This window comes from Hoylesella buccalis ATCC 35310 (assembly GCF_000177075.1).
Lineage (GTDB): Bacteria > Bacteroidota > Bacteroidia > Bacteroidales > Bacteroidaceae > Prevotella > Prevotella buccalis.
Genome location: NZ_ADEG01000046.1, coordinates 35655 through 49767, shown reverse-complemented (window position 1 = coordinate 49767; position 14113 = coordinate 35655). Strand labels below are relative to the sequence as shown.

12 protein-coding genes are annotated in these 14113 nt (G+C 47.7%); 1 reads left to right on the top strand and 11 read right to left on the bottom strand.

Features of this window, described 5'->3' with window-relative positions:
- Window positions 1-44: 44 nt before the first annotated feature.
- The 3 genes from HMPREF0650_RS05545 to HMPREF0650_RS05535 form a co-directional block, all read right to left on the bottom strand.
- On the bottom strand, window positions 45-1712 hold the full coding sequence (locus HMPREF0650_RS05545) for a formate--tetrahydrofolate ligase (protein WP_004349013.1): 1668 nt from the start codon (window positions 1710-1712) through the stop codon (window positions 45-47).
- Between the two features lie 206 nt (window positions 1713-1918).
- Window positions 1919-3100 carry a CobW family GTP-binding protein gene (locus HMPREF0650_RS05540; protein ID WP_004349010.1) on the bottom strand — a complete coding sequence of 394 codons (1182 nt, stop codon included), beginning with the start codon at window positions 3098-3100 and terminating at the stop codon, window positions 1919-1921.
- Between the two features lie 80 nt (window positions 3101-3180).
- The gene (locus tag HMPREF0650_RS05535) at window positions 3181-4101 is read right to left on the bottom strand and encodes a helix-hairpin-helix domain-containing protein (RefSeq protein ID WP_004349009.1); all 921 of its coding nucleotides are present in this window, start codon (window positions 4099-4101) and stop codon (window positions 3181-3183) included.
- Between the two features lie 218 nt (window positions 4102-4319).
- Here HMPREF0650_RS05535 and HMPREF0650_RS12705 point away from each other — a divergent pair, with 218 nt between their 5' ends.
- On the top strand, window positions 4320-4724 hold the full coding sequence (locus HMPREF0650_RS12705) for a VanZ family protein (RefSeq protein ID WP_081454855.1): 405 nt from the start codon (window positions 4320-4322) through the stop codon (window positions 4722-4724).
- On the opposite strand, the gene HMPREF0650_RS05530 is transcribed toward HMPREF0650_RS12705, so the two are convergent.
- The 8 genes from HMPREF0650_RS05530 to HMPREF0650_RS05500 form a co-directional block, all read right to left on the bottom strand.
- A complete protein-coding gene (locus HMPREF0650_RS05530; protein WP_004349008.1) occupies window positions 4672-5172 on the bottom strand; it encodes a CYTH domain-containing protein in 501 nt (166 codons plus the stop codon). The genes HMPREF0650_RS12705 and HMPREF0650_RS05530 overlap by 53 nt on opposite strands.
- Before the next feature lie 3 nt (window positions 5173-5175).
- Window positions 5176-5313, bottom strand: a complete 138-nt coding sequence (locus HMPREF0650_RS13325; protein ID WP_023058109.1) for a hypothetical protein — start codon at window positions 5311-5313, stop codon at window positions 5176-5178.
- 23 nt (window positions 5314-5336) lie between these two features.
- Entirely contained in the window at window positions 5337-6461 is a 1125-nt protein-coding gene (gene prfB, locus HMPREF0650_RS05525; protein WP_004349006.1) for a peptide chain release factor 2, read from the bottom strand.
- Entirely contained in the window at window positions 6461-8269 is a 1809-nt protein-coding gene (locus HMPREF0650_RS05520; RefSeq protein ID WP_004349005.1) for an AMP-dependent synthetase/ligase, read from the bottom strand. Before HMPREF0650_RS05520 ends, prfB begins: the two co-directional genes overlap by 1 nt.
- Window positions 8270-8342: 73 nt before the next feature.
- Entirely contained in the window at window positions 8343-9677 is a 1335-nt protein-coding gene (gene nhaA, locus HMPREF0650_RS05515) for a Na+/H+ antiporter NhaA (protein WP_040562575.1), read from the bottom strand.
- Between the two features lie 105 nt (window positions 9678-9782).
- Window positions 9783-11417 (bottom strand): peptidoglycan DD-metalloendopeptidase family protein, encoded by a 1635-nt coding sequence (locus tag HMPREF0650_RS05510; protein ID WP_004349002.1) that lies wholly within the window; start codon window positions 11415-11417, stop codon window positions 9783-9785.
- Window positions 11418-12317 (bottom strand): lipoprotein insertase outer membrane protein LolB1, encoded by a 900-nt coding sequence (gene lolB1 / locus HMPREF0650_RS05505; protein ID WP_004349001.1) that lies wholly within the window; start codon window positions 12315-12317, stop codon window positions 11418-11420.
- Window positions 12314-14113, bottom strand: a complete 1800-nt coding sequence (locus tag HMPREF0650_RS05500) for a tetratricopeptide repeat protein (protein WP_309545638.1) — start codon at window positions 14111-14113, stop codon at window positions 12314-12316. Before HMPREF0650_RS05500 ends, lolB1 begins: the two co-directional genes overlap by 4 nt.

Below are 14113 nucleotides of genomic sequence, written 5' to 3'. Positions count from 1 at the left end.
CTGCCGTCTTTTTTTATTTTTCTGCGATTTGGTCAGTCCTTCGGTTACGACAATCCCTGTATCACGCCATTTTCAACATACAACCTTTCGGCTTGCGGACTCTTGGGCAAGCCAGGCATACGCATGATGCTGCCAGCGATGGCCACAATCATTTCGGCACCGGCATTGATTACAAAGTCGCGAATGGTAATTTTGAAATGGGTGGGTACGCCGTATGCCTTGGCATCTTCGGAGAATGAATACTGCGTCTTAGCGATGCAAACGGGGAAATGAGTATAACCCAAAGCAGCGATATGCGCCAGTTTTTTCTTCGCAGCAGGCTTGATAACAACGTCATCAGCACCATAAATGCGTTGAGCCACCTTACGCACTTTTTCCTCAATGGACTCGTCATCGCTGTATAACAGCTTCAATGGGGCAGACGGATGCTCATCGATGGTGTCGATAACCAGTTGTGCCAAGGCCTCAGCCCCCTTGCCACCATCGGTATAAGCCGTATTGACGGCACAGCCTACACCCAGCTCCTGGCAATGTTCCTGTACCAGTGCCAGTTCTTCATCGGTATCATCGGGGAAGCGGTTGATGCACACCACAACGTTCTGCCCAAAGGCCTGCATGTTGGCAATGTGCTTATCCATGTTGGTCAATCCTTGACGAATGCCGTCGGGATGCGGTTGTTTGATTTCCGTTACGTCAATGCCGCCATGCAACTTGAGTGCCTGTGCGGTTACCACCAGTACGGTGAGTTTAGGCGAAAGACCGGCCTTGCGACACTTAATGTCCAAGAATTTCTCGGCACCCAGGTCGGCACCGAATCCAGCCTCCGTGATGACATAATCGCCAAACGTCATTCCCATCTTGGTGGCCATCACGCTGTTGCAGCCATGTGCAATATTGGCAAACGGGCCTCCGTGGATGAATGCCGGCGTGTGTTCGGTGGTCTGTACCAGATTAGGATGGATGGCATCGTGCAAAAGAGCCGTAATGGCTCCAGCCACGCCCAAATCCTTCACGGTGAAAGGCTTGTCTTCAAAGGTGAAACCCAAGAGGATGTTCTCTACCCGACGCTGTAAGTCTTCCTCATCTTTGGCCAAACAGAGGATGGCCATGATTTCAGAGGCAGGCGTGATGTCAAAGCCCGACTCATTGACTACGCCGTCGGTACGATGTCCCAAGCCTGTGACAACGTTGCGCAGGTTACGGTCGTTGACATCCAACACTCGACGCCAAAGCACCTCTTTGAGTGCGAAACCCTGGTCCTGGTTTTGATAACAGTAGTTGTCGAGCAACGCTGATATCATGTTGTTGGCCGAGGTGATAGCATGGAAGTCGCCGGTGAAATGGAGGTTGATTTTCTCCATAGGCAGCACTTGCGCATAGCCTCCGCCAGCCGCTCCACCCTTCATGCCGAAGCAAGGACCAAGAGATGGTTCGCGAAGAGCAACCACCGCCTTTTTTCCAAGACGGTTCATACCCAGGGCAAGTCCCACGCTGACCGTTGTCTTGCCATTGCCTGTCTTGGTGGGCGTGATGGAAGTGACCATGATGAGATTAGCTTTTTTTACTTTTTCCTCATCGATGAGCGTGTATGGAACCTTGGCCATGTACTTGCCATAAGGTTCAAGAGCCTCTTGAGGAATGTTGATTTTCGCGCCTATCTCAGCGATAGGCAGTAGCTTTGTTTCGTGTGCGATTTGTGAATCTGACTTCATTTTTTCTAATAGTAGTAAGTGTTATAGATTGATTTGCCCTTCAAATGTACTGGAAAAAAATACAATAAACAAAGTTTTCAGCAAAAATCTGATGACATACAGACAGAAAGGGCAAAAAAAGAGTTGGCATTTGCGGTGTCAACTCTTGATGAGTATGTTGTTTTATTGGTAAAGAAAGATGCTTTCAGTACAAAGCCTTGCCGATTTTAGTCGCGCAAGCAAGCATCCAACTCCTTGGTGATGGCTTCCTGATCGAGGTTCTGACCAATGAAAACCAACTTCTGCATGCGGTCACCATACGTTTCATCCCAATCGCGACGCAAAGCCGGTGCTTGAGCTTTCATCTGCTCCAACTGGTCGGCCGGCATGGTGGCATACCACTGACCGGCATCGCGTATCTGCACTTGCTTGCCGGCTTGTTCGAAGACATAGCATTTATTTTTTTCGTCATTGAAATAGCAAATGCCTTTGCAGCGAATGACATTCTTTGGCCAACGGCGCGCCACGAAGTCGTCGAACAGCCCCAAGTCCATGGCTGGCCGGCGATAGTAGACGAAAGTCTGGATGTTATACTCCAGTGCTTCGCCACTCTCCTCGTTCTCAATGCCTTCGGGATGGTCGTGATGATGATGGTGATGGTGTTCGTCCTCGTCATGCTCACCCTCTAATTCTGCTATCCAACTGGCCGACGTAGCCACCTCGTCAAAATTGAATTGGCCCGTGCCAATAATCAAATCTAGATCTACATCGCCGTAATTACACTCAAGGATGTTTGCCTTGGGTTGCAGTGCACGGATGATTTTCTTGACCTTTGCCAACTCTTCAGGCGTTACCTCAGCAATCTTATTGATAATGATGGTATTGCAGAACTCAATTTGTTCGATGACCAAACGCTCCAAATCATCTTCGCCAATATTCTCTTTCAGCAAATCGTTTCCACCGCCAAACTCGTCCCGCAAGCGCAGGGCATCGACCACTGTCACGATGGAATCGAGCTTGGCGATGCCGTTTTTGGCAAGCTGTGGGTACAATTCGGGGTAAGCACAGATGGTTTGTGCGATGGGAGCTGGCTCACAAATGCCACTCGCCTCAATGACAATGTAGTCGAATTTGCCCATGCTAACGATGTCGTTGAGCTGCTGTACCAGGTCGAGTTTCAGGGTACAGCAGATGCAACCATTTTGCAAGGCCACCAAACTGTCATCCTTCTGTCCAACCACCCCACCTTGTTCGATGAGGCTGGCATCGATGTTCACCTCACCGATGTCGTTAACAATGACGGCAAACTTGATGCCTTTCGTGTTGGATAAGATTCGGTTGACCAGCGTTGTCTTGCCACTTCCCAGGTAACCTGTGAGCAACAAGACGGGTATTTCTTGTATTTTCATCTCTAAACCTATTTATGATTGTGCCACAAAGGTATAAAAAAAGTTGGACAGGTGGCCATCTGTTTCCAACATTTTAAGCACTACTCCTCAAACGAAACATAGGGTTTGAGCCGCTCAATGGCCTCGGGTGTGAAATCTTTCAACATGCCCAGGTCTTCCAATCGATGGATAGGTCCTTTCAATCGGCGATAGTCAGCGATGGCACGGGCTCGGTAATAACCCATGTAGGGGTGCCGCTTCAGCTGGTTGATAGATAGTTTGTTGATGGACAGGCGATGAATTTGATTGGCATCGCGTGGTGGTAAAGAAAAATAAGTCAATGCTTCTTCGGGGAAATCCTCTATTTCTAACAGCTGTCGAGTATTGTAAAAGCCTCCTAAACGCATTCGGTAGTTCACGATTTGGCGGGCGAAATAGCTGCCAATGCCCGGTACTTTTTTCAACATGGACGTGTCGGCAGCGTTGAGAGCGACATGCTCGGTAGATTTGATTTTGATGGGAAAACGAACGGTGTCACGCACCAATTCAGGCGTTGGTGCTGCATTTGCGGAGAGTGTTGACGCAGGTAGATAATCAGAACTGATGTGAATGTATGGCTCCATGGCAAGATATTGCTTACGCGTCAGTCCATACAAGCGGGAAAAATCGGAAGCCTTGCGATACACACCACCGGCCGCTCTGTATTTGTAGATATTGCGCACCTGCCACGGTTGCAATCCCAAGCGCAACAGGTCTGTGCTGTCGGCTGTGTTTGGATCAAAGGGGAAGAGTTCAACTTGTCGGCCTTCCACCTGATAATATGCTACAGGTTGAGAGCTGGAACGGTATGAACTGCCTGGCTCTTTGACGAAAACGGTGTCACGTTCAGATGCGCCTGTCGTTGTTTTCTCTTCGTCACTGAGCAAGAAAAACAGGGCCGTAGCACAAATTCCAACCGTGAGCAGAAAGATAAGCGCTTTGCGGTCGGACTTGTTGAAATAAAAAAAATCTTTGATGGACATGGCAGATTCGGCAAATGATTTGATACAATCGTGCTGTTGATATCTTGAAAATATTGTATCTTTGCATAAAATAGGCTACGCCTCAACAAAGTAAGTAAACTTCCTTTGTCTTCGGCTTGCACTATTTTTGCATAAAATAGGCTACGCCTCAACAAAGTAAGTAAACTTCCTTTGTCTTCGGCTTGCACTATCTTTGCATGAAAAAAGTTCGGTTTCCTATGCAACAAATCATACAATTTATCAAGCGCTACCCCTTTACTACCGTACTTATCTTTGGTATTTGGGTTGTTTGCTTGATTCCTATTCCAGAAATCCCATTAAGTGGTGTCACGCTCATAGACAAGTGGACGCATGTTGCCTTGTACACTATTTTGGGTTGTTGCATTTGGATTGAAACTGCACGCAGCCGCCAAAAGCTAAGTAACAAACAGCTCTTCATCCTCACATTTGCAGCCCCAATCATCATGGGAGGCCTGATAGAAATCGTTCAAGCAACCTGCACAGGGGGCAACCGCAGTGGCGAGTGGATGGATTTTCTGGCCGACAGCATCGGTGTTGTGCTGTCACTGCTTATCGGTATTCTTCTGGTAACGTGTCTTTCCAAGCGGAAAAAGGATTCGTGAGCATGTATTTGTTGTAGAAACGCGCATCTCCAGTGACCTCCGGACCAATAAAATCTGGCTTCTCGTAAGGTTCATTTTCTGACTTCAATTCCACCTCGGCCATAACAAGTCCCTCGTTATCGCCATAGAATTCATCCACTTCAAACACATGATTGCCACTTTTAACGAGATAACGACGCTTGTCGATGATATCTCCTTGGCAAAGCTGTAGTAGATGCGAAGCTTCTTCGAGCGTGATTTTTGTCTCAAACTCATAGCGCGTCATTCCGCCATGAGTGGATTTTCCCTTGATGGTTAAATATGCTTCGTCGTCACGAACACGAATCCTCACCGTCGCATTGAGGCAAGGTATGTATCCCTGTTGGATATGACTACTGGAAAAGGCGGCACGCTTGAATGCTCCGCCTTTCTTGACAAGGAACTTGCGTTCAATCTCAAATCCGCTCATCCGTTATACGTTCATGGCGACAATAATCCAAATGATGGCACAAACAAGCAATGCTATGGAGAGCCATTTAATGACATTCTGCGCTTGTTTTTCTTGTCTTGCCTCGCGCTTAGCTCGATTCATTTTGCTTTTTTCACTCATAGTTGTATTATTTTAAAGGTTGATTAGTCATTCTCATCCGCAACTGGAAATTCCATGAGGTAAGCTTTGATAAACTCATCCAGCTTACCATCCATCACTGCGTCTACATCGGTTGTCTGATAATTGGTGCGGTGATCTTTCACACGACGGTCGTCAAAAACATAACTTCGGATTTGACTTCCCCACTCTATCTTCTTCTTTCCAGCCTCAATTTTAGCTTGCGCCTCCAACCGTTTTTTCATGGCACGGTCGTAAAGTTGACTCTTCAAGAGCTGCATGGCCTTGGCTCGGTTCTTTGGTTGGTCACGTGTTTCGGTGTTTTCAATCAGAATTTCTTCTTCCTCTCCCGTGTCAGGATCTTCGTATTGATAGCGAAGACGAACGCCAGACTCCACCTTGTTCACATTTTGTCCGCCTGCACCACTCGACCGGAAGGTATCCCACGACACACGAGCAGGGTCAACAAACACCTCAATGGTATCGTCCACCAGGGGTGAAACAAAGACACTGGCGAAGCTGGTCATACGCTTACCCTGGGCATTGAATGGAGAAACGCGCACCAAGCGATGCACTCCGTTCTCGCTCTTCAAATATCCATAGGCATATTCGCCACCTTCTATCTTCATTGTCACGCTCTTGATGCCAGCCTCATCACCGTCCTGAATATCACTGATGGTACACTTGTAATCATGAGCCTCGGCCCATCTCATGTACATACGCATGAGCATTTGTGCCCAATCCTGACTTTCTGTACCGCCTGCTCCCGAGTTAATCTTCATCACACAGTCCATGGGATCTTCGGTTTGACGGAGCATGTTCTTCATTTCCAGATGCTCTATGGCGGCAACAGCCTTGGCATAGTCGGCATCCAACTCGTCTTCAGTAATCATTTCATCACGATAGAAATCGAATGCCAACTCCAATTCATCAGCCAACTGACGCACCTGCTGATAACCAACGAGCCACTTCTCAATACCCTTGACCTTAATCATCTGTTCTTGGGCCCGCTTAGGATCTTCCCAAAAATCAGGCGCTTGTGTGCGTAGTTGTTCTTCTTCGAACTCTACTTTTTTCTGGTCTATGTTCAAATACCGATGAAGGGCTTCAGCACGCTCCATCACATCTTTTAACTGGTCGCTTGTTATCATTATTCTTCGTACATGCTGTCAATGACGTCCTTGTAGATTTTATAGACGGCTGGACGTCTGATTTTCAATGTATCCGTCAATTCCCCACGCTCCATATTGAAATGGTGAGGAAGAAGAGTGAATCGCTTGATTTGCTCATAGTGGGCCAACGACTGCTGTAGAGTCTTGATGCGTTCCATCATCATGTCCTTGATCTGTTTATTTTCACACAAATCTTCTCTATCCACATAGGCGATACCGTGATCGCTGGCATATTCTTCCAAGAGCCTGAACTCTGGTACAATCAATGCCGAAACAAACTTTCTTTGGTCAGCGATTACAACCACTTGGTCCACATATTTGTCTACCAAGAGCATCGCCTCCACCATCTGTGGTGCGACATATTTTCCGTTACTCGTCTTGAACAGATCCTTGATTCGCTCTGTCAAGTACAGCTCTCCGTCTTTCATGTAGCCTGCATCGCCCGTATGGAAGAACCCATCCTCATCAAAAGCTGCTGCATTTGCATTGGGCAGTTCATAATATCCTCTGGTGATGGTAGGCCCTTTGAGCAGGATTTCATTATTCTCTCCTATCTTAATCTGAATACCATCAACCGGTCTACCTACCGAGCCAACCGTGTATGGCCTGTCCATACGATCACAAGAAACGGTGGCCAAGCTCTCGGTGAGACCATACCCAACCATCATGTAGATACCAATGGAATGGACAAACTCTTCGACTTCCGGTGAAACATAAGCACCCGCTGTTGGAAAGAAGTGTGGGTTCTGCAAACCAATTTGTTTGCGAACCAATGCCATGACACTCTTATTATATACTTGATATTCTGCAGACAAGGCAAAAGGAGGTCGTTTTCCTTTACTCAAATAGTCGATATTATATTTCTTTCCAACGGCCAATGCCCTGTTGAAAAGTTTCTTTTGTACGGGATTAGCACTATCAATGCGCTCTTTCACCGCTATATAAACTTTCTCCCAAAAGCGAGGAACGGCCGACATAGCGGTAGGTTTCACCTCACGCATGGTCTGTTGTATTTCTTTGGGATACGTGTTAATAATGACGTGGGCACCTGCCGTTAGACACAAATACAACCAACCCCGTTCAAAAATATGCGTAATGGGCAGAAAGCTCACTACACGGTCTTCCTCACCAACAGGCACACTTTTTCCATTTGCTTCCATGGCTGCGTCGTACTGACCGTAGGTCAATACCACGCCCTTGCTTACTCCTGTGGTTCCACTGGTATACAGAATGTTGCAAATATCCTCATCATTGGCATCTGTCCATCGTTTTTCTACCTCCAATTGATGTGGCAGATTCTCACCTAATCTAATAAAGTCTTCAAAATAAATAGCATTTGTATCGTACGCACTCAATCGAACACTGTGATCAAAAATGATAATTCGCTCGAGTGTAGGACATAGCGAAAACACACGATGTGCCTTGTTATACTGTTCTTGTTCGCCAACAAAGAGGAAGCGTATCTGTGCGTTGTTTATTATATATTGTATCTGCTGCTCACTGCTGGTAGCATACAAAGGGATGGAAACGGCCCGAACCCCATAAGCACCAAAATCTGTATACAGATACTGGAGGCAGTTTTGTGCAAACACACCGATTTTTTCTTGTGGTTTCAATCCAAAGTCAATCAACGCATTAGACACCTGTTTCACACGCAAAGAGAACTGCTTCCAAGAAACAGTCTTCCACTTCAAACTGCCAAAGCTACGAAAGGTCAGCGCATCACGCGAACCATATTTCTTTGCTTGTTCATGTATCAGTACGGAAAGGTGATGTCTTGTTTGCATAAGATAGAAAAAATTTATATGTTGTAATCACAAAGGTACGACAAATTGATTCATTTTCCAAGAAATGGCTCCCTTAATTTTTATTGCTCGATGATTTCAATAACTTGTAGCCAATGAGTCCACCGAGGATTGAAGCCATGAAGATACCAATCTTTGCTTGCGTGAGCATCATCTCCGTTTGAAAGGCAAGAGTTGAGACGAACATCGACATCGTAAAGCCTATAGATGCCAGGAAGCCCAGGCCCATCAATCGACGATTTGACATATCTGCTGGCGTTTTTGCAAAACCAAACTTATTCAACAACCAGGAAATGCCTACCACTCCCAATGGTTTTCCCAATAAAAGTCCCAGCGCAACCCCTATGGTAATATTCGTAGCAAACACTGCTGACCAATCGATGTCCACCAAGTTTACACCAGCGTTGGCAAAAGCAAAGACGGGTAGCACGATAAACGTTACGATTGGGTTCAGATGATGCTCTATCAACTGCAGGGGAGGAATGGCAGTGGTGGTGTCTTTCTGGATATGAGCCAGTATCTCCACTTGCTCTTTCTCGAGCGTCCTCACGTCATTCGACTCGGCCTTGTCGAATCGTCTGGTCAGCTTTCGCACACGATGCAGGAATGCATTCTCATCAATCTCCGAATCTGCGGGGATGGTCATGGCAGCCAGTACAGCTGCGATGGTGGCATGAACACCCGACAGGAGGAAACAAACCCACACGCCGGCAATGCCCAGCAGGGCGTAGAAGAACAGGTTCTTCACCCCCAACTTGTTGCCGACGAACATCAGCAACAGAAAGCCCAAACCCAATAACACATTAAGCACAGATATTTCCGAGGTATAGAACAAGGCTATCACGATGACGGCTCCCAGGTCGTCAACAATAGCCAAAGTTGTTAGAAACACCTTGACGGATGATGGCACGCGACTACCTAACAAGCTAACCACGCCCAGGGCGAAAGCAATATCGGTTGCCATGGGTATGGCCCATCCCACCGCCTCTTCTGTACCAGCGTTGAGCGAAAGATAAATCGCCGCAGGAATCAGCATACCTCCCACAGCAGCTCCTATTGGCAAAACCGTGTTGCGTAAGTCGGCCAGCTCGCCAGCAATAAACTCGCGCTTCAGTTCCAGCCCCACCAGGAAGAAGAACACGGACATCAGTCCATCGTTAATCCAGTGGTGAAGGGTGAAATTAAAATACGAATCACCATTCCATAAGAACCCAAATGTCTGTTGGAAAAAGTCGTGATAGCTTGGCCCTAGAGCCGTATTGGCCAACACCATGGCCAACAGAACGCTGATGGCCAGCACGATGCCGCCCGACTTCTCCTGCCCCATAAACAGTCTTACGGGTTCTAATACCTTATTATTTATCCTGGTTGCAATCTGATTTTTATTCATCTCTATGTTTTTTCGGGTTAGCTTTTTATTCACGGCCAGCCTTCAATCCACACACAAAACCGCTCCATGGCGACTGATGGATGCTGCCGCACAAGGCGCTCGGAGCTATCTACCCAGCCACGACTCGGGATTGAGTTTGGCTGTCCCGTTACGCAATTGGAACTGCAAAATGTTATCCCGTCCGACAGTTCCAAGCACTTGACGGGTCTTTACTTTCTGTCCTTGAGAAACGCTAACCGACCCCAAGTTGCAATACACTGAAATATACGAGCCATGGCGAACCATCACCACCGTCGTTCCTGCATAAGACATCACGGCACTCACCTCGCCGTCATAAATAGCCCGTGCCTTGCAACCGGGGCTTCCGAGGATATTAACACCTTTATTATCAAGCGTTACATTCTTCAATCCCTCCACATTGTACTGCCCAAAATGGCTCACGATGCGGTACCCACCAGTAATCGGGATGGGCAAACGTCCGCGATTAGCCTCAAACCCTCCTGACAGCATACGATCTACCGAACTCATCTTAAGACTCTCATCAGCGCGCTTCTGCGCCCTGGCGATGGTCTCCCTGTTGCGCACTGCGTCACTGGCAGCCTTGCGCTCGGCAGCCTCACGGGCTGCTTGAGCCTCGCGAGCGGTTTGCTCTGCGGCCAATCTAGTCTCAGCTGCCGCCTTTGCCTGAGCAGCCGACTTCTCCTGTTGAGCCTTCTCTGCGGCGGCTGCGGCAGCACGTGCCTCGGCTTTCAAGCGCTCCTCACGCTCTTTGGCCTCAGCTATCCTACGCGCATTCTCACGGGCGGCGGCCTCGGCTTCGGCCTTCTTTCGTGCCAGTTCGGCTGCTCTTTTGCGTGCAGCCTCTGCTAGTGCGGCCTTCCGTTTGGCCTCAGCTTCTGCTCGAGCCTTGGCTTTGGCCACCTCGATGGCAACCAACTTATCAATCTGGGCGTTGAGCGCAGCATCTTTCTTGCGCTGCTGGGCAATAACGTTTTGAATGGTTTTCTGCTGCTTTTGCAGGTTGCTAACCATCTGCTTCTGTTCCACCTGCTGTCCCTCGAGGGTTTGTTTTTCTTTCCTTCCCTGATAGAGCAGATTATTTTTCCTTCCCTTAGCATTCTGCAATTGTACATGTTTTTCTTCCACCTGCGCCTGTTTAGCTTTCAAGCCTTCCCCCTGTGCGCGTTGATAAGTGGCATAGTCGCGCACAAACTGAAAGCGACGGTACATCTGAGCAAAGTTCTTCGCCGAGAAGATAAACATGATTTTGTCCTGTATGGTATGGCTGCGCGTCATGTAGGCCATCGACTTGATGTACTTTTGTTTGCGCTCCGCCAATTGTGTTTGCAGCGTTTGCAGCTGCGACTTGATGATATCTATATTCCCATTCAAATGATGAATGTCGGCCTCAATGCTGTCGATATTTTTCTGTCGATCGTTAATCGCCGTGTTGAGAATCATCAAATCTTGCAACCTTTTCTTCACATCCGACTGGTTGGTACGCAACGCTCTTTCCTGTTGCTTAATCTTCTTCTGAATCTGACTGCGCTGACTTTCCAATCCTTTGATGGATGAATTGGAATATCGAACTGTCTTTGTCGACTTTTTCTTGGTTGCTTTTTTCTTCTTGGTCGTGGTCTTTGTGGTTCTTGCTCGCTGTTTCGTGGGCGTACGTTTCTTCTGTGCCGGCAGCGAAACCGTCAAAATTAATGCTAGAAGTATAATTAAATAACGTTTCATTTACTTGTTTAAAAGTTTGCCTAAAACCGCCTTTACATCCATCTGCTTGTACCGACTAGAGACCGTGGAACGCTCTTCCCAATTGCTGTCTGTCTGTACATCATTCATGTCGATGGTTACTTGGCCTTGTTGCGGTGTCTTAGTAGCCGTGGTCATGAAGGAGAACACCTGCTTGGCAGGAAACTGTTTCACACCAACGGCCTTAAAATTGTCGTAATTCCAAGTCAAGGTTGACTTCCCGTGTTTGTTACTTTGGTAGGAAACCACGGTAGACAAGATGCGTCCATTGGTTCTATGGGCATTCCAACGATATTCCATGCTGCCCTTTTTCAGCAACAATGGTACGGTTTCACCCATGGGCGACAGGCGCACATCGAACGACTTCAGGTCTGATTCGCTGACCTTTTCTTTCCCGGGAACCAACAACTGATTCCAGAAGAGTGCCTGCAAGCTGTAGAATGTCAGACCATTATCGCGCAAGAAATCCAACTCACGATAGTCGGCTCGCACATACTCTTTGTGCATACGGTCTATGATAAGCACGCCATCGGGGGTGAATTCAATCCGTCCCACCTCTGTCCCCAAAAAGGGAATGAACACTTGCAGACGAATCACCTTGTCCTTCCGCATGCGTACAGAGCCTGGCGCAGAAATCCTTTTGCCACCTCGGGTAAGACTAAACGTCATGTTCCCAACGATGTTTTGCGCGTATACCTGATTATCATACACACGCTGCACGAAAGCCAGCTCTTGCATATCCTCGGCAATACCGGGCTTGACAGCACTTGTATGAGGTTCTTTTCCTGGCAAGGGTTCCTTGACAACAGTTTTTTTGGAGGCACAAGATGCCAGCAACAAGACAGCGCACACGGTCAAAACCCCATGGAGTATTTTATTCATTTCTTGATGTATTTCTTCTGTTTAATCTTCCGTTCAATCAGGGCTTGATCATCTTTTGAGGCTAGTTTCAAGGCCTCTTGCCAATATTTCAGCGCCTGATCGATGTTTCCATTCATGGCATAAATATCCCCGGCATGCTCAATGATGACGGCGCTTTGCACGGAATCGGTATCATTCTTCAGCGCCTGATCAATGTATAACTTTGCCTCGGTGTATCGCTCTTGCATGAACAGTATCCAAGCGTAGGTGTCCAGATACGTCGCATTGTTAGGCGATGCCGTTACCGTTTTATAACTCATTTGCTCTGCCCGCTTTAAATTCTGACCATCTTCACTTAGAAAATAAGCATAATTGTTCAAGCAGGCAATGTTGTCATCCTTCCATTGCAGACAACTGTCGTAGGCCGCAAAAGCCCCCTGTTGGTCGCCTTGCTGGTGCAACAAATCGCCCATCATGGAATAAAACTCGCTCACCAATTCGGTATCGCTCTTGTCGTTGATGGTACTCACGCCGCGTTTAAGGGCATCAATGGCCTTGGGTTGCTCGTCTTGCTGCACATGGGCCCAAGCCATGTAGTAGTAATAAGCCATCTCGTCGGGCGTAAACTGCGCGCCTTCTTCACAAAGGGCAATGATTTTCTTCCAGTTTTTTCCAGGCAGATACATGCGCAACAACTGCAAACGAGCAGGCGAGTTGTCGGGCGCAATGTCAATGACGTGTTGCAAGGCTGCCATCACCGTGTCTTGCGGCATCTTCTTCAAACTCATGTAGGCGGCTGCTAAGGAAGCGATGTCAGCATCTTTGGGATGAACTTTCATCATGCGCTTAAACAGATTGAGCACCTCTGTACTGTCGCCCTTGTGGTCTTCATTGTCCCGAATCACTTGCTGTAGCATCGTCATCTTGGTCTGAATCTCCGTGTCCTTACTCATCAAGATGCGGTCTCTCAGCGCGATAGCCTTCTCTTTGTCACCCACCTGGTTATGATAATCGTATAGCGAAGCCAACACAAAGCCGTTATCGGGTTCCTCTTCCAAGGCCTGGGTGAACAGTTTATAAGCCTTCTTTTGTCCGCCATGCTGCATGAGCCAATTGCCTAACATCACCCTGTAGTTCACGTCATTGGGATGACTGTCGGCCAGTTGTTGCAAGGTTTTGCGAGCCGATTCCTTATCACCCATCATCTCATAAACGCTCATTTTCGAAAGCGTAAGTTCCTCATTGGTTCCTTCAGCCTGCTCGATACGCTCCAAAACAGAAAGCATCTTGTCGTAATTTTTCTGCTGATTGTACAACTGTCCCAAGATGCTGAGCACATCCGTGCGCTGATGATTGTTTTCATACAGACGCTCGTAGGCGGCGATGGCCTTGTCGAAAGCACCCGTTCCGATGTAATATTGCGCCACCCGCTCTTGGTAATGACTGTTTTCCGGTTGCAAGGCAGCCGCCTTCTCGAACTTCTCCAGTGCCAGCGTATCTTTCTTTTGTTGGGCCAACAAGCGCCCTTGCGCATAATAAGCTTCGGCTCCCTGTGGATGGAGGGTCAAGCACTGGTGCAGTAAACTATCTGCCAACTCCAGCTTACCTGCATTCAGTTGACTAACAGCCTCAAGGAAGAGATAGTGGTATTGTGACTGCTTGTCCTCAAACAGCATTTTCTTCAAATCCGCTTCGGTCAGCGGTTTGCCTTCTGGCTCCTGTGCCCAAGCTGGCAAGGCCAAGCTCATCAGCATCCAGCCCACAAGCAAACAGCAAAGAATGTGATTCAAACTAATTTTCAAGTTTTGCTTCATCAT